This window comes from Streptomyces lateritius (assembly GCF_014649715.1).
GTDB classification, from domain to species: domain Bacteria; phylum Actinomycetota; class Actinomycetes; order Streptomycetales; family Streptomycetaceae; genus Streptomyces; species Streptomyces lateritius.
The window spans coordinates 57646-73217 of the sequence record NZ_BMTO01000014.1 but is presented as its reverse complement, the minus strand read 5'-3'; the positions used below and the strand labels follow the sequence as shown (position 1 = coordinate 73217).

General features: G+C 72.8%; 10 protein-coding genes. All 10 read right to left on the bottom strand.

Annotated elements, in window-relative coordinates:
- Window positions 1–564, bottom strand: a 564-nt coding sequence (locus tag IE136_RS26090) for a nucleotidyltransferase domain-containing protein (RefSeq protein ID WP_189601563.1), incomplete at its 3' end; no start/stop codon positions are given.
- Window positions 565–723: 159 nt separating this feature from the next.
- Window positions 724–1452 (bottom strand): thioesterase II family protein, encoded by a 729-nt coding sequence (locus IE136_RS26085; RefSeq protein ID WP_158983876.1) that lies wholly within the window; start codon window positions 1450–1452, stop codon window positions 724–726.
- Window positions 1449–2744 (bottom strand): ATP-grasp domain-containing protein, encoded by a 1296-nt coding sequence (locus IE136_RS26080; protein WP_158983878.1) that lies wholly within the window; start codon window positions 2742–2744, stop codon window positions 1449–1451. Before IE136_RS26080 ends, IE136_RS26085 begins: the two co-directional genes overlap by 4 nt.
- Window positions 2741–4354, bottom strand: coding sequence for a condensation domain-containing protein (locus IE136_RS26075; RefSeq protein WP_158983880.1), 1614 nt, complete (start codon window positions 4352–4354; stop codon window positions 2741–2743). The genes IE136_RS26080 and IE136_RS26075 overlap by 4 nt, the downstream gene beginning before the upstream one ends.
- Window positions 4351–5610: a cytochrome P450 gene (locus IE136_RS26070; RefSeq protein ID WP_229819156.1), complete on the bottom strand. Its 1260-nt coding sequence runs from the start codon at window positions 5608–5610 to the stop codon at window positions 4351–4353. Before IE136_RS26070 ends, IE136_RS26075 begins: the two co-directional genes overlap by 4 nt.
- Window positions 5607–7409, bottom strand: a complete 1803-nt coding sequence (locus IE136_RS26065; RefSeq protein ID WP_189601562.1) for a non-ribosomal peptide synthetase — start codon at window positions 7407–7409, stop codon at window positions 5607–5609. The genes IE136_RS26070 and IE136_RS26065 overlap by 4 nt, the downstream gene beginning before the upstream one ends.
- Entirely contained in the window at window positions 7406–8221 is an 816-nt protein-coding gene (locus IE136_RS26060; RefSeq protein WP_158983884.1) for a thioesterase II family protein, read from the bottom strand. Before IE136_RS26060 ends, IE136_RS26065 begins: the two co-directional genes overlap by 4 nt.
- Window positions 8218–9495 (bottom strand): MFS transporter, encoded by a 1278-nt coding sequence (locus IE136_RS26055; RefSeq protein WP_158983886.1) that lies wholly within the window; start codon window positions 9493–9495, stop codon window positions 8218–8220. Before IE136_RS26055 ends, IE136_RS26060 begins: the two co-directional genes overlap by 4 nt.
- Window positions 9492–9701, bottom strand: coding sequence for an MbtH family protein (locus IE136_RS26050; RefSeq protein ID WP_158983888.1), 210 nt, complete (start codon window positions 9699–9701; stop codon window positions 9492–9494). The genes IE136_RS26055 and IE136_RS26050 overlap by 4 nt, the downstream gene beginning before the upstream one ends.
- 3 nt (window positions 9702–9704) lie before the next feature.
- Window positions 9705–15503, bottom strand: a complete 5799-nt coding sequence (locus tag IE136_RS26045) for a non-ribosomal peptide synthetase (protein WP_189601561.1) — start codon at window positions 15501–15503, stop codon at window positions 9705–9707.
- Between the last annotated feature and the right edge of the window lie 69 nt (window positions 15504–15572).

Sequence of the window (15572 nt, the reverse complement as noted above, 5' to 3'; positions counted from 1 at the left end):
GAACGCGCCGCCGGGGGCCGCTCCCTTGCGAGCGCCGGCCAGGATGAACGGCGCCTCCCACGTCGCGTTGCCGATGAGCGCTTCACGCAGCGGCTCCGGGTAGAGACGCGTCTGCCCCTGCAGGGCTTGAAGCTCGCCACTGAGGTCGGCGAGGACGCGTCCGAGGGCGACCTCACCGGCATAGGCGTGGGAGTACACGCCCAGGGGGTGGCCGGGCTGGGTGCCGATCTCGAACTGCCCAGCCCGGCACTGCTGCCAGACGCGGCGGACTCGATCCAGGTCGCGGTAGATCCAGTCGACGCGATGGCCATCGATGGTCAGCCAGCCACCACCGTCCACCCAGGGCCCCCAGCCGCCCGGCTCGGTGACCTGCACCGGTCCTCCGGTCAGCTCGGCTGCCAGCAGACGCAGAGCAGCAGTGTCCAGCGGTGGCCTGTAGTACAGGCCCAGGTCGTAGTCGGAATCGGGGCTGTGCGTACCCCTCGCCCGGCTACCTCCCAGACACACACCGACGACGCCGTTGATCTCGGCCAGCCGATCCGCGATCTCCCTCAAACGATCCACGAGCCGCAGTCTGCCGAGGCAGATCACCGGCCGCGAACGAATTACCCGGCACCCTTGCTCATGTTGCGTCCGGACTCCCCCGCACGGGCTCCCACAGCTTCCTCACCGCGACGTCCGGTCCGGTCCGGTCCGGTGGGAGGGTGCTGCCGGCCCGACGGTTCAGCCGAGACTCGCCGCTATCAGGTCCGCCACCTCCCGCGTGTGTTCGGTCAGATAGAAATGTCCGCCTTCGTACTCCTCGAAGCGGCACCCCTCGGGCGCGTGCCGCTTCCAGTCCAGGACCGCGTCCGCCGGGGTCCGGGGGTCGCTGTCGCCCGTCAGGACCGTCACCGGGCAGGCCGGCTCGGGGCCGAGGCGCCACGCGTACGTACGCACCGCTCGGTAGTCCGCCCGCAGGGCCGGGAGGATCAGCTCGAGTACGGCCGGGTCCTCCAGCAGCTCCCCGTTCGTCCCGTCCAGGGTGCGCAGGTCGGCGACGAGGCCTTCGTCGTCCGTGATCGCCTCCTCGCCCTCGACGCCCCGGGACGGCGCCGGGCACCCTGACACGAAGAGACGGGCCGGTGTCAGCAGGCGAGCGGTCTCGTACGCCACGAGGGCGCCCATGCTGTGTCCGAATAGAACCAACGGACGCTCGTCCAGGACGGGTTCGAGCGCGGCGACGACCTGGTGCGCCACCTCGTGGAGGTCGTCGATCGCGGGCTCGTGCCAGCGGTCCTGTCGCCCCGGGTACTGGACCGCGAGCACGTCCGCGACCTCCGCCAGCTCGGCGGAGAGCGGTACGAAGTACCCGGCCGTGCCGCCCGCGTGCGGAAGCAGGACCACCTGGGCCCGCCGGGTCCCGGGGTCGGGGGTGGCGTGGAACCGGCGCAGCCAGCCCTTGGGTCTCATGACGCGGCCTCCGAGGTGCCGGTGAGGGCGGCGGCGGTCAGTTCGCGGGTCGTGCCGTCCGGGTACGAGAACGTGTACGTCAGTCTCGGCAGCGCCCGCGCCAGGGCGTCGAGCATCGAGGCGTGGTCGGCGCACGAGCCCCAGACGACGTCCAGTGGACGGGTCATCACCCCGCCCGGCAGCTCGGCGCCCGGCCGGACGTACGGGCGGATTCCGATGATGCCGTCGACCTGGCGCACCTCCGTGGCCCCCTGGATCCCCGTCAGCCGGCACGGCTCCACCGGAGCCATGGTGTTGAAGAGGAAGTGGACCTGGCCGGCGAAGTCGAGCTCGGGGATCTCGGGCGTCTCGCCGAGAGCGAGGAGCCCGCCCAGCCGGACCAGATCGACCCCGCAGACCCGGCGGGTCATGAGGTTCATGTGTCCCGACAGACGGCCGTTGACCTCGATGATGCGCGGGCCGTCGGGCGTGAGCTTCAGCTCGGTGTGGGTCAGGCCGAAGCGGACGCCCAGCGCGTCCAGAGCGCGGGTGGTGAGCTCGGTGACCTCCTCCAGTACGGCGGCGGGGAGGTGGGACGGCCAGTAGCTGCCGACCTCCCGGAACGGCTCGAGCAGCGGGAACTTACCGGTGACCGCCAGGTGCCGCACGCCCTGCGGCGTACAGACGCTCTCGACCGACACGTAGTCGCCGTACGGTGCGCTCGGGACGCCCTGAAGCAGTTCCTCGACCGTGTACTCCGCGTCCGGCGCGGAAGCCTGGAAGAGCCGGGGCAGCAGGTCCTCGGCCTCGGCGGCGTTCGTCACCGCGTACGTGTCGCGGCTGCCGCCGCCCCGGACCGGCTTGATGATCGCGGGCAGGCCGACGGCGTCGTACGCGCGCGGCCAGTCCTGGGGAGAGCACAGCGGGTGGGAGCGGACCTTGTCGACGCCCGCGTCGCGCAGCACCTGCCGCTGGCGGACCTTGTCGGTGACGGTGGCGGCCACGTCCGGCGTGTGGGACGACAGCCCCAGCGCCGCGGCCAGTTCCGCGGTCTTGCGGACCATTCGTTCGCTGTAGGTCAGCACCGCGTCCGGAACCAGCCCCCGTACGAGCGCGATGTCGCCCTCGGTGGAGCCGGTGAGCGGCACGACCGCTCCGAAGTTCTCCATCACGGGCCGCAGCAGCTCGGCGTGCGGGGTCGGCGGTATCAGGAACACGATGTCCCCGAGGTCGGCCAGGCCCACGCCGATCTCGCCGGCGGATGCCGCGCCGTCGTCGTAGAGCACCGCCAGGGTGCGTCGCCCCGCGCTCACGCCGGCTCCCCGGCGGCCGCCGTGAGCGCCGCCTCGAAGTGGCGCGCGTACTCCTGGACCCGGGCCTCGTCGAGCAGGGCCGGGTCGTAGGCGACCGAGATCCGGCTGCCGTCGCCGGCGGCGGCGACCTCGAAGTCGACGCGGAAGGGGAAGCTGGGCTTGCCACGGACCCACCACGAACGGGTCTGGAGGCCGGGAACGGTCTCCAGGTCCTCGTAGACGTGGAAGTTCATGTAGTTGAAGACCACGTCGAAGGGCGGACGGCCGAGCCGGCTCTCGATCTGGGCGAGCGGGAAGGCGCGGTACGGAGCCGACTCCCGCTCCCACGCGTGGGCCCGGCGGGCGAGTTCGGGCAGCTCGACGCCGAGGGCGTCGAAGCGCAGCGGCACCGTGTTGAGGTAGAGCCCGACCATGAGGTCGGCGCCGGGCCGCTCGGGGCGGGTGTTGACCACGACGCCGGTGACGACGTCACCGCGGCCCGTCCATGCGGACAGCGCCCGGGTGTGTGCCGCGAGCGCCAGGGACTTGAGCGATGTGCCCGCCGTACGGGCGGTGGCGCGCAGACGGTCGAAGACCGAGCCGTCCACGGTGAAGTCGACGCTCGCCACGGCGTCGGCCGCGCCGTGGAACTGGTTCCGGGCGAAGAGCAGCGGCTCGCTGTCGGCCTGGCGGTGCCAGAATTCGGCGGCCTCGGCGGAGGCGACGAGCTCGCGCTCGGCGAGGATGAAGTCCCGCTCGCCCGCGGCGGGCGGCTCGGGCGGCGTGGCGCTCTCGCCGCGCAGTTTCGCCGCGTACAGGTCGAGCAGGTCCACGATGACGCGGCCGTAGCTCCAGCCGTCGATGATCGCGTGGTGGCTGGCGATCGCGACGTGGAAGGAACCGGGCTGGGCGACCACGTGGCAGCGGAACAGGGGCGGCCTGCTCCAGTCGATGGGCAGGGAGAGGCCCTCGCGGCTCCAGCGGCGGATGCTCTCGTGGCCCTTGCCGGGGTCGTCGTCCCCCAGGTGCTCCACGGTCAGCGGCGGTGTGACGCGCGCCCACTGGAGCTGCACCGATTCCGAGTACGTACCGAGGTCGAAGGAGGTGCGCAGCGCGGCGTGGCGGTCGCACAGCTCGGTCAGGGCCTCGCGGAACAGGCTCTCGTCGAAGTCGGCGACCGTCTCCCAGCCGATGACGGAGTGGTACAGCTCGGGGTCGCCGCTGGTCTCGCACAGGTAGATGATGCCGACCTGGAGGGCGGAGGCGGGCAGCGCCTCGGCGACGTCGGCCGGTACGAGTACGCGGTCGCCGGCGTCGAGGAGCGCGCCCCGGCCCTCGGCCGGCCCCGGCGCGGCGGCCGTGGGCCACGCGGGCACGGAAGCGGCCAGGAACTCGGCGAGTTCGGCCACGGTGGGATGGAACAGCAGGTCCTTCAGGGTCATCGGGATGCCCTGTTCCTGCAGGTCCGTGACCACGCGCAGGGCGATCAGCGAGTCACCGCCCAGGGCGTAGAAGTCGTCGTCGGGCGTGACCTCCTGGCCGCCGAGCCGCCGGCTCCAGATGGCGCTCAGCAGCGTGGTCAGGTCCCTGGCGCCGGTCTGCTCCATGGGGCTGGTGTTCCTCTCGTTCATGTGCCCGCCACCGCCTCCGAGCGGCGCGGGACGGCGCGGACCGGAAGGCTCGTGAAGCCCGCGACGAAGTTGGATGTGAGATGGCTCGGCTCGCCGGCGGGGACGAACTCCTCGAACCGGTCGAAGACTTCCTCGAAGAGCATGCGCAGGGTCAGCCGTGCCACGGTCGCCCCCAGGCAGTAGTGCGCGCCGTAGCCGAAGGCGATGTGCCGGTTGTCCGCGCGCCGTACGTCGAAGCGGTACGGATCGGCGAAGACCTCGGCGTCGCGGTTGGCTGAGCCGACCCAGACGGCGACGGCCTCGCCCTTGGGCACCACTCCCCCGGCGATCTCGACGTCCTCCACCGCGTAGCGCAGGAAGCTGCTCGCCGGGGACGTCCAGCGCAGCCCTTCCTCGACGAGAGCGGGCACGAGCTCGGGGTTCTCGCGCACCGCACGGAACTGCTCGGGGTTCTCCATCAGCGCGAGCACGGTGCCGGCCACGGTGTGCGGCGTGGTCGCGTTGGCGCCGAGGAGCAGGCTGTAGCAGTTCACGACGACCTCCTCGCGGGTCAGTTCGCCGTCCCGCATGGTCATCAGGAGCCGGAAGGCGTCGTCGCCCTCGGTGTCCTTGCGCGCCTCGTACTGCGTGGCGAAGTACTCGAACAGCTGGTGGTGGGCGATGGCGAGGGTCGCGTGCGGGTTGCGGATCATGAAGACCGGGTCCTGCGGCGCGGCGGCCATGCCCGTCCACTGCACCAGGTCCGCCCAGTGCGGCTCGGGCAGGTCCATCAGGGCGCCCGCGATGGCCATCGGCAGCATGGTGGCCCGTTGGGCGATGTCCCACGCGTCCCCGCCGGGTGCGGGAGCGAGCAGGGAGCGCACGGCCGTGCGGATGCGGTCCTCGCTGCGGGCGAGGCCGCGCCCGGTGAACATCTTGTTCAGCGGCCGGCGCAGCTCGCTGTGGCGCGGCGGGTCGGTGGCGACGAGCATCCGGCCGGCCGCGGCGTCGTCGTGCCCGAGCTGGCCGAGCAGGCTGCCCCGCTCGGAGGTGAACTCGCGGTGGTCGCCCAGGACGCGGCAGGCGTCGTGGTAGCGGGTCACGTTGAAGAACGAGCGGCCGTCGGGCAGCCGGCTCAGGTGCAGCGTGGCCCGCTCGCGCATGACCGCCCAGGCCGCGTGCGGGTCGCCCTCGGCGTGGTAGGCGGCGTCGAACAGGTCAACCTGGGAGAGGTCGACGGCGGCCATGTCGGCGGCCGTCACTCGGGCCAGCTTCACCGCTCGACCCCCGCCTGCGTCAGCGCCCGGGCCAGTCCCGCCGGGGTCGGGTCCAGGTAGAAGGCGATCGGGGAGATCTCCACGCCGTACTCCCGGCGCAGTTCGCCGATGAGGGCCACCGCGAGCAGGGAGTGGCCACCGAGCTCGAAGAAGTCGTCGTCGGCGCCGATGCCCTCCAGGCCCAGGTGGTCGGACCACATCCCGGTGACGGCCCCCTCCAGGGCGCCCTCGGGCTCGCGGTGGAGGGCGTTGACCTCGGGGCGCTCGCGGACGGTGCGCTGCTCCAGGGCGGCCCGGTCCACCTTGCCGTTCGGAGTGAGCGGGAGTTCGTCCAGGACCCGGATGAGGGCGGGCACGGCGTACGCGGGCAGGGTGTCCGCGAGGCGGGTGCGCATCCGCAGGGCCGAGGGGCGGGTGTCGTCGGCGGGCACGACGTACGCGATCAGCTGGCGGGTGCCGGAGCCGTCGCGCGGGGCGACGACCTCGGCGCGGGCGACGCCGGGCAGGGCGGTGAGCGCGGTTACGACCTCGCCGGTCTCGATGCGGAAGCCGCGCACCTTGACCTGGCCGTCGGCCCGGCCGAGGAACTCCAGCGTGCCGTCCGCGGCTCGGCGCGCGAGGTCGCCGGTGCGGTACATGCGCTCGCCGGGGACGGCCGGGTCGGGGCGGGCGACGAACCGGGCGGCGGTGAGACCCGGGTTGTTGAGGTAGCCGTGTGCCAGCCCGGCGCCGGTGGCGTAGATCTCGCCCACCTCGCCGTCGGCGACCGGGCGCAGCCGCTCGTTCAGGAGCAGCACGCCGGTGCCTCGGACGGGGCGCCCGATCGGCACGGTGGCCGCGCCGGAGGGCGCGCTCATGGCGTGGACCGTGGTGAACGTGGTGTTCTCGGTGGGGCCGTAGCCGTTGGCCACGACGGTGTGCGGCAGCGCGGCCAGGGCCCGGTCGACGTGCGAGGCCGAGAGGGTGTCGCCGCCGGCCAGCAGCAGCCGCAGCGCGGGAAGCTCGTCGAGGCCGAGGTCCACGGCTTGGTGGAACAGGCCCGCGGTCAGCCACATGACGCTGACCTCCTCGTCCCGTACGAACGACAGCAGCTCGCGCAGGGAGAGGTCGCCGTCCGGCGCGACGGCCAGGCGCGCGCCGTTCAGCAGGGGGCCCCAGATCTCCAGCGTGGAGGCGTCGAACGCGAGCGGGGCGAAGTGCAGGAACACGTCGTCCGCCGTGACGGGCAGGAACTGTGCGCCGACCACCAGGCGCAGCACCGCGCGGTGCGGGACGCACACGCCCTTGGGGGCGCCGGTCGAGCCGGAGGTGTACGCGACGTAGGCGACGCGGTCGCCGGGCGACACGGGGTCGAGCGGGGCGGGGACCGCCCCTTGTTCCAGGGCCGCCCCTTGTTCCAGGGCCACCTCCTGCTCCAGGACCGCGTCCTGGGGCACGATCACCGTGAACGCCTCGTCGAGGTCGTCGGCCAGGCCCTTGTCGGCCAGGACGACGCGGACGGCGGCGTCGCGCAGGATCAGGTCGCGGCGCGCCGGGGGCTGGCGGCTGTCGAGGCCGAGGTAGGCCGCGCCCGCCTTGAGCACGGCGAGCAGCAGCACGGCGGTCGTCGTGGAGCGGCGGGTCGCGAGGGCGACGACGTCGCCCGGACGCACGCCTTCGGCCCGCAGCCGGCCGGCCAGCAGCTCGGCGCGGGCGTCGAGCTCGCCGTACGTCAGCGATGCGTCGTCGCCCGTGACCGCGGTGCGGTCGGGGTGGTCGGCCGCCAGGCGGGCGAACAGGGAGTCGATGGTGTCGGTCATGACGGGTGTCCTTCGACGGGCGAGGAGAGCGCCGGGGCGGGCAGAGGGACGCCGGGCAGCGCCAGCGCGTGCAGCAGCTCGAGCAGTTCGGCCGGGGCGTTGAGGAACGCGTAGTGGGCGCCGGGGAGTTCGGTGAAGGCGACCTCTTCGGCGTACTCCTGCCAGCCCTTCAGCTCGGCAGGCTCGATCTCCGGGTCCTGGCTCCAGTTCAGGGCCGTGATGCCGGAGGGCAGGCGGACCGGATCGGCGCGGTGGTAGACGCGGTTGGCGTCGAGATCCTTGTGGAGCACCATCAGGGTGAGTTCGAGGAGCATGGGATGGGCTTCGCCGCCTCGCGACACGATCAGCTCCGACAGCTCCGCCGACAGTTCCTCGTCGGTCATGTGCAGGAACCGGTCGTTGGGGCAGTGGTGCGGGGCGACCTGGGCGGAGACGACGACCTCCCGCGGGGCCGGTCCGCCGAGCTCGGCCAGGCGCAGCGCGGTCTCGAAGGCGGGCAGGGAGCCCGCGCAGTGGCCGAAGAACACGGCGGGCCGGTCCAGGTAGGGCGTCAGCTCGTCGGCGAGGTCCGCGGCGAGTTCCTGGTAGGTGCCGTAGTGGCCCTCGCGGAAGCGGTTCTCGCGGCCGGGCAGTTGGACGGGGCAGACCTCGACCTCGCCGATCCAGCGCGGCCACTGGTTGAACATGGACGCGCCGACGCCGGAGTAGGGGAAGCAGAAGACGCGGGCGGCGGCGTCCTCGGACGGCTTGCGCAGCAGGGAACGGGGGAACTTGGCGGATGCGGAGGCCGATGCGGCGGCTGAGGTGGTCATGTCTTGCTCGTCTCCGCGACCTCGGCCTCGTGCGCGGCCGGGGTCGCTTCCTGGAAGTCGTCGGACACGTCGGTCACGGTGCGCACCGAGCGCAGCAGCAGGACGGCCGGTCCCGCCAGCACGATCAGCGCGGCGGCGCCGTACAGCGCGTTCGACACGCCCACGGCGTCGGCCACCGGTCCGGCGCCCGCCATGCCGAGGGGCACCAGGGCGAAGGAGCCCAGGGACTCGTACGACATGACGCGCGACAGCGCCTCCGGCGGCACGTTCTTCTGGAGCGCCGTGTCGAGGAGCACCTCGTACACGTCGATGCAGATGGCGGCCAGGAAGGTGGCGGCGGCGATCGCGACGAGTGGCGCCTCGGCGGCCATGAGCAGCACCGAGAGGGGGAAGCCCATGGTCAGCAGGGCGGCGGCGCGCACCGGGCGGCGCGGCCGGAACTTGACGGCGACGACGCTGCCGACGATGAAGCCGACGGCTTGGGCGATGAGGACCGTGCTCCAGGCGCCGGCCCCGCCCAGGGACCGGTCGGCCATGACCGGTCCCAGGACGTAGAAGCTGCCGGCCAGCAGCACGTTGACGTAGGCGAGTTGGGAGACCATGACCCACACCCACTGCTTGGCCGTGAACTCCCGCCAGCCGTCGCGGATCTGGCGCGGCAGCGACGGGCCGCTCTCGGTCGGCGCCTGGCGGGTGACCTTGACGCCGAGCAGCAGGGCCGACGACAGCAGGAACGTGGCGGCGGGCACGACCATGGTCTTGCCCGGCCCGATGGTGGAGACCAGGACGCCCGCCAGGGCGGCGCCGAGGATGCCGCCGCCCCGCATCGAGAGCTTGAGCAGGGAGTTGGCGGACTGGAGGGCGTCGCCGGACACCAGCAGCGGCATGGTCGAGCGCGAGGCCGGTTCGAAGATGGCGGTGGCCGCGCCGGCCAGGACCGCGAGCCCGGCCAGGATCCAGGGCGTGGCGTGCCCGGTGATGACCAGTGTGGCGGCAAGGCCCTGGGTGAGGCCCGCGGCCAGGTCGGCCCCGATCATCACGCGCAGTTTCGGCAGCCGGTCGGCGATCGCCCCGCCCAGCAGGACGAAGGTCACCTGGCTGAGCAGCCGGGCGGCCAGGACGACACCGAGCATCGAGGGTGAGCCGCCGGGCAGGTGCAGCACCGTGAACGCGAGCGCGATCGGGGTGATGGCGTTGCCGAGAAGGGACACCGATCGGGCGGCGAACAGGGAGAGTACGGAGCGGTTCTTGAGGACCGCGAAGTCACGCCTCATACGGCTGTGCCCCCCGCAACAACGGGCCGCAGGTCGGTCCAGTTGGCCTCCACGTACGCCAGGCACGCCTCGCGGCTGTCACCGGGCAGGGCGACCGACCAGCCGGCCGGCGCCTCGAGGGAGTCGGGCCACAGCGAGTGCTGTCCGAGGTCGTTGACGAGCACCCGGAAGCGGCCGGCCGGGTCGTCGAAAGGATTGGTCGTCATCGTTCATTCCCCCTGCGTGTGGCTGCGCGCGGCAGCGGTGGTGTGGGCCAGTGCCGCGCCGAGGACCGGCCCCATCTGGGCGAGCGACTCCGGCTGGTTCATGGCGGTGTGGGTGGTCTTGACGGAGTGCCACTCGACGCGCCCGGTGACGTACTGCTCCCAGACGTCGGGCATCGGGGCGCCGTCGTTGCGGCCTTCGGTGGCGAGGAAAAAGAGGATGTCGCCGAGGAACTTCTCCGGCTCGTGGTCCTTGACGATGTGCCGGTTGTGGGACATCGCGGTGAGCAGGGCGACGAGCTGGTCCTCGGTGAGGCTCGCGAGCGCGCCGGTGTCCTGCTTGAGCACCTCGAGGACGTCGGTGATCTCCTTCGACCCGGCCTGCGGCACCACGCCGGGGCGCTCGGGATCGAGGAGGGCGGCGACCATGTTCTGCTCGTTGACGCGGTAGTGGTCGGGTACTCCCGGATAGCAGTCCAGCAGGGCGAGCAGCGCCGTCTCGGCGCCCTGCGCCTGGAGCTGGGTCGCCATCTCGAAGGCGACCATGCCGCCGAACGACCAGCCGAGGAAGTGGTACGGGCCCTCCGGCTGGATGCGCCGGATCTCCTCGACGTAGGCGGTCGCCATCTCCCGTACCGTCGCGGGCATGTCGTCGGGGTGCAGCAGGCCGCGTGCCTGGATGCCGTAGACGGGCATGTCGTCCGGGACGTACTTGAGGAAGCTGGAGTAGCTCCAGGCGAGGCCGCCGCCGGGGTGGATGCAGAACAGCGGGGGCACGTCGCCCGCGGTGCGCAGCGGCAGGACCGTCTCCAGGGCGGCCGCGCCGTTGTCCAGGCCCGCGCGCTCGGCGAGCCCGGCGACGGTCGGCGCCTCGAAGAAGGACACCATGGACAGCTCCAGGCCCAGCGCCGAGCGGACCCGGGCGATGAGCCGGGCGGCGAGCAGCGAGTGGCCGCCGAGCTGGAAGAAGTCGTCGTCGATGCTGACGTGCGGCACCCCGAGCACCTCGGCGAACAGCTCGCACATCACCTCTTCGCGCGGACTGCGCGGGGCGCGGCCGCCGACGGAGGCGCTGACCTCGGGACGCGGCAGCAGGTCCCGGTTGAGCTTGCCGTTGCCGCGCAGCGGGAGCGCGTCGAGGGTGACATAGGCGGCCGGGACCATGTAGTCCGGCAGCCGGGCGGACACGTGGCCGCGCAACTCGTCGGGCGCCGGGGCCCGCCCGGCCTCGGCCGGGACGACGTAGGCGGCGAGCCGCTTGTCCCCCGGCTGATCCTCGCGCAGGATCACCGCGGCGCGCGCGATGCCGGGGTGCTCGGCCAGGACCTCCTCGATCTCGCCGAGCTCGATGCGGAAGCCGCGGAGCTTGACCTGGCCGTCGACCCGGCTGACGAAGTCCAGCGTGCCGTCCTTGCGCCACCGGGCGAGGTCGCCGCTGCGGTACATGCGCTCGCCGGGCCCGCCGAAGGGGTCCGCGACGAAGCGGCTCGCGGTGAGTCCGGCCCGGCCCAGGTAGCCGCGGCCGACGCCGATGCCGGCCAGGTACACCTCGCCGGTGACGTCGGCGGGCACCGGGTTCAGGTGCGCGTCCAGGACGTGGACCCGGGTGTGGGTCAGCGGGCGGCCGACGGGGATGCGTCCGGTCAGGTCGGCGGGGGTGACCGGGTGGACGCACGACATCATCGTGTTCTCGGTGGGGCCGTACTGGTTGATCACCTCGCAGTCCCAGCTGTGCAGGAGCGCGGCGGCCTCGGGGGCACGGAGGGCTTCGCCGCCCGTGCCGACCAGGCGCAGTCCGGCGACGTCGGCCGGTTCGATGTCGTAGGAGAGCACGGCTTCGAGCAGGGAGGGGACGATGAACAGGATCACCGAGGGGCGCACGGCACGCAGTTCGTCCACGACCGTCCGGGGGTCGCGGGCGCCGTCGGAGGGCAGCAGCGCCACCCGGGCCCCGACCGCGAGCGGCGCGAACAGTTCTCGCACGGACGGGTCGAAGCCGAGTGCGGTGATCTGGAGGCTGGTGTCCTCGGGGGCGAGGCGGAAGCGTTCGATGACGTCGGTGAGGCGGGTGGCCACACCGCGGTGTTCGACCAGCACGCTCTTGGGACGGCCGGTGGAGCCCGAAGTGTAGATGATGTACGCCAGGTCGCCCGGGCCCGCCGTGGCCTCGGTCCGGTGGACCGGGGAGGCGGCCAGCTCCTCGTCGAGGTCGGCGCGCAGGAGCGTCGCCGTCGGCGGCAGGGCGAGGTCGTCGCTCAGACCGGCCTCGGTGAGCAGGACGCTCGCCCCGCTGTCGGTGAGCATGAACTCCCGTCGGTCCACAGGGTGCTCGGGGTCCAGCGGTACGTAGGCACCGCCCGCCTTCCAGATGCCGAGGATCGCCGCGACGGCCTCGGGGCCGCGCCGCAGGCAGAGGGCCACCCGGCTGTCGGGAACGATGCCGAGGGTCTTCAGGCGGTGGGCGTACTGGTTGGCGCGCTCGTCGAGCCGGCGGTACGTCCAGGCGGCCTCGCCCTGGCTCAGAGCGACGGCGTCGGGGGTGCGGTCCGTCTGCCGCTCGATCAGCTCGGCGGTGAGGGCGGTGGCGGCGGGCCGGTCGGAGGTGTCGTTCCACTCGGCCAGCTGCCGCCGCTCGTCCGCGGTGAGGAGGTCGACCTGGCTGAGCCGGGTGGCGGGGCCGGTGACGAGAGCGCGCAGCAGCACGGCGAGGCGGGCGGCGATGCTCTCGGCGGTCTCACGGTCGAAGAGCGCGGTGCTGTACTCCAGGGCGGTCCTGATGCCCCGGGCCTGTCCGTCGGCACCCCGGCGCTCCTCGAACTTGAAGGACAGGTCGAACTTGGCGGTGCCGCTGAGGACCGGGTGTGCGGTGCCGGTCAGACCGGGCAGCCCGAAGTCGTCGGGCATGCTGTTCTGCGAAGCGACCATCACCTGGAACAGCGGGTGCCGGGCCGCGGAGCGGGGCGGGTTGAGGGCTTCGACGAGCCGCTCGAAGGGCAGGTCCTCGTGGTCGAAGGCGGCCAGGTTGACTGCGCGCATCCGGCCCAGGAGCTCGACGAAGCTGGGGTCTCCGGAGGTGTCCGCGCGCAGCACGAGGCTGTTGACGAAGAAGCCGACGAGGTTCGTGAGCGCGTCGTCGGTGCGGCCCGCCACGGCGTTGCCCAGGGGGATGTCGGTGCCGGCGCCCAGGCGGGTGAGCAGGGCGGCCACGGCGGCCTGGAGCACCATGTTGACGGTGGTGCCCGTGGAGCGAGCCACGGCCGCGACGGCGGCGTGCAGTTCCTCGTCGAGGTCGGCGACCACCATGCCGCCGGTGAAGTCGCCGCCGGTGGGGCGGGGCCGGTCGGTGGGCAGGACGAGTTCGTCCGGCAGGTCGGCGAGGGCCGTGGTCCAGAAGTCCAGCTGGCGCGAGACGAGGCTGTCCGGGTCGTTCTCGCCGGTGAGCAGGTCGTGCTGCCAGGCGGCGTAATCGGCGTACTGGACCGGCAGCGGCGCCCAGGTGTGCTCCACCCCGGCCAGGCGCGCGGTGTAGGCCCGGGCCAGGTCGCGGATGAGCGGTTCGAGCGACCAGCCGTCGCCGGCGATGTGGTGCAGCACGAGGAGCAGCACCCACTGGTCGTCACCGGTGCGGAACAGCTCGGCGCGCAGCGGGAGGTCGGTGGTCAGGTCGAACGCGGCACGGGCGAGTGCGGTCACCTCCGCGTCGACGCGCGCCGGGGTCGTCTCGGTGACCCGCAGCGCCAGACTCACCTCCGCCGGGGTGAGGATGCGCTGGTGGGCGACGCCGTCGTGCTGCGGGTAGACGGTGCGCAGCACCTCGTGGCGCAGGACGACGTCGCGCAGGGCCGCTTCGAGGGCGGGGACGTCGATGCGGCCGGTCAGGTGCAGGGCGTGCGGGATGTGGTAGGCCGCGTTGCCCTGGTGTACCTGCTGGAGGAACCACAGCCGCTGCTGGGCGTACGAGAGCGGGGCCTCGACGGCGCGGGAGCGGGCCTCGACGGCGGGGCGGGTGCGACCGGCGTGGGCCCGGGCCCCGAGGGCGGCCGGGGTGGGCGCGTCGAAGAGGTCCTTGACGGCGACTTCGAGGCCGAGGACGGCACGTATGCGGTTGACCAGGCGGATGGCCATCAGGGAGTGGCCGCCGAGAGCGAAGAAGTCGTCGTCGGGGCCGACCGCGGTGCGGCCGAGGACCTGGGCGAACAGCTCGCACAGGAGCTCCTCGCGCAACGAGCGGGACGGCGCCGGGCCGGTGGTCGCGTCGGCGACGGCCACGGCGGCCCGGGGCGTGGGCAGGGCGTCCCGGTCCAGCTTGCCGTTGACCGTCATGGGGAACTCGGGCAGGGCCTGGAAGGCGACCGGCACCATGTAGGCGGGCAGCAGCGTGGCGAGGTGGGCGCGCAGCGCGGCCTCGTCGAGGGCGGCTCCCTCGGCGAGCACCACGTACGCGGCGAGCTCCCGCTCTCCGTCGTACTCCTTGACGGCGGCGGCCGCCTGACGCACGCCCGAATGTGCGGCCAGGGCGGACTCGATGTCGCCGAGCTCGATGCGGAAGCCGCGGATCTTGACCTGGGTGTCGCGGCGGCCGCGGTACTCCAGGTCGCCGTCGGGCAGGCGCCGGGCGAGGTCGCCGGAACGGTAGCCGCGCGTGGGGGCGCCGTCCGCGCCGGCGAACTCGACGAAGCGCTCGGCGGTCAGCTCGGGGCGGCCGAGGTAGCCGCGGGCGACGCCGGGGCCGGTGACGACGATCTCGCCGGTCTTTCCGTCGGCGACGGGGGCGAGGTTCTCGTCGAGCAGCTCGATGCCGAGGTCCGGCAGCGGGTGGCCGATGAGACTGCGGTCCTGGGCCAGGTCGGCCGAGGTCACCCGGCGGTAGGTGGCGTGCACGGTGATCTCGGTGATGCCGTACATGTTGACGAGCTCGGGCGCGGCGTCGCCGTACTTGTCGATCCAGGGCGCGAGGTCGGCGAACTTCAGGGCCTCGCCGCCGAACACCACGCAGCGCACCGGCAGCCGGTCCTCGTGTGTGCGCTCCTCGGCGGTCAACTGGCCGAAGGCGGTGGGCGTCTGGCTCAGCATGGTGACGCCCTCGTCGCGCAGCAGGGCGCGGAAACGGGCGGGGTCCTTGGCGACGTCACCGGGGACGATCACGACGGAGCCGCCGTACAGGACGGCGCCCCAGATCTCCCAGACGGAGAAGTCGAAGGCGAAGGAGTGGAACATCGACCAGACATCGTCGGGCCCGAAGCCGAAGAGCGGCTCGGTCTCGGTGAAGAGGCGCAGGACGTTGCCGTGGGTGACTTCGACGCCCTTGGGGCGGCCGGTCGTCCCGGAGGTGAAGATGACGTACGCGCGGGTGTCGGGCGTGATCTCGGCGGGCACCGGCGCCGGGCAGGTCGCGCCGGCCGGCTCGTCGAGGACGAGGACGTCCTGGCCGGCGGGCAGGACGGGCGCCAGTGCCGCCGTGGTCAGGACGAGCGCCGGGGCAGCGTCCTCCAGGATGGTGGCCAGTCGGGCGGCCGGGGCGCCCGGATCCAGCGGCACGTAGGACGAGCCGGTCCTCAGGACCGCCAGGGCGGTCACGACCATGTCGCAGGAACGTTCCAGCAGGATGGCGAGCGGACGGGCCGGCTCGTCGGTCCGCTGCTGGATCCGTCCGGCGAGAGCGATCGAGGCCGCGTCGAGCTGGGCGTAGGTCAGTGCGTCCGTGCCGCACTTGACGGCCACGCGCTGCGGGTAGCGCTCGACGCAGTCCAGGAAGGCGCTCACCAGAGTCGCTCCGCCCGGATGGTCGGCAGTGTTCTTGGGCATGCCGGAATCCCCCGTTCCCGAGATGAGTGCGGCGGTCGTCCACGCCTGACCGGGAGACCGGTCGGCGGA

Bases quoted from the DNA above. Each gene is read 5' to 3' on its own strand.
- IE136_RS26085 (WP_158983876.1), bottom strand. From the start codon at position 1,452: ATGAGACCCAAGGGCTGGCTGCGCCGGTTCCACGCCACCCCCGACCCC.
- IE136_RS26075 (WP_158983880.1), bottom strand. From the start codon at position 4,354: ATGAACGAGAGGAACACCAGCCCCATGGAGCAGACCGGCGCCAGGGAC.
- IE136_RS26065 (WP_189601562.1), bottom strand. From the start codon at position 7,409: ATGACCGACACCATCGACTCCCTGTTCGCCCGCCTGGCGGCCGACCAC.
- IE136_RS26060 (WP_158983884.1), bottom strand. From the start codon at position 8,221: ATGACCACCTCAGCCGCCGCATCGGCCTCCGCATCCGCCAAGTTCCCC.
- IE136_RS26055 (WP_158983886.1), bottom strand. From the start codon at position 9,495: ATGAGGCGTGACTTCGCGGTCCTCAAGAACCGCTCCGTACTCTCCCTG.
- IE136_RS26050 (WP_158983888.1), bottom strand. From the start codon at position 9,701: ATGACGACCAATCCTTTCGACGACCCGGCCGGCCGCTTCCGGGTGCTC.
- IE136_RS26045 (WP_189601561.1), bottom strand. From the start codon at position 15,503: ATGCCCAAGAACACTGCCGACCATCCGGGCGGAGCGACTCTGGTGAGC.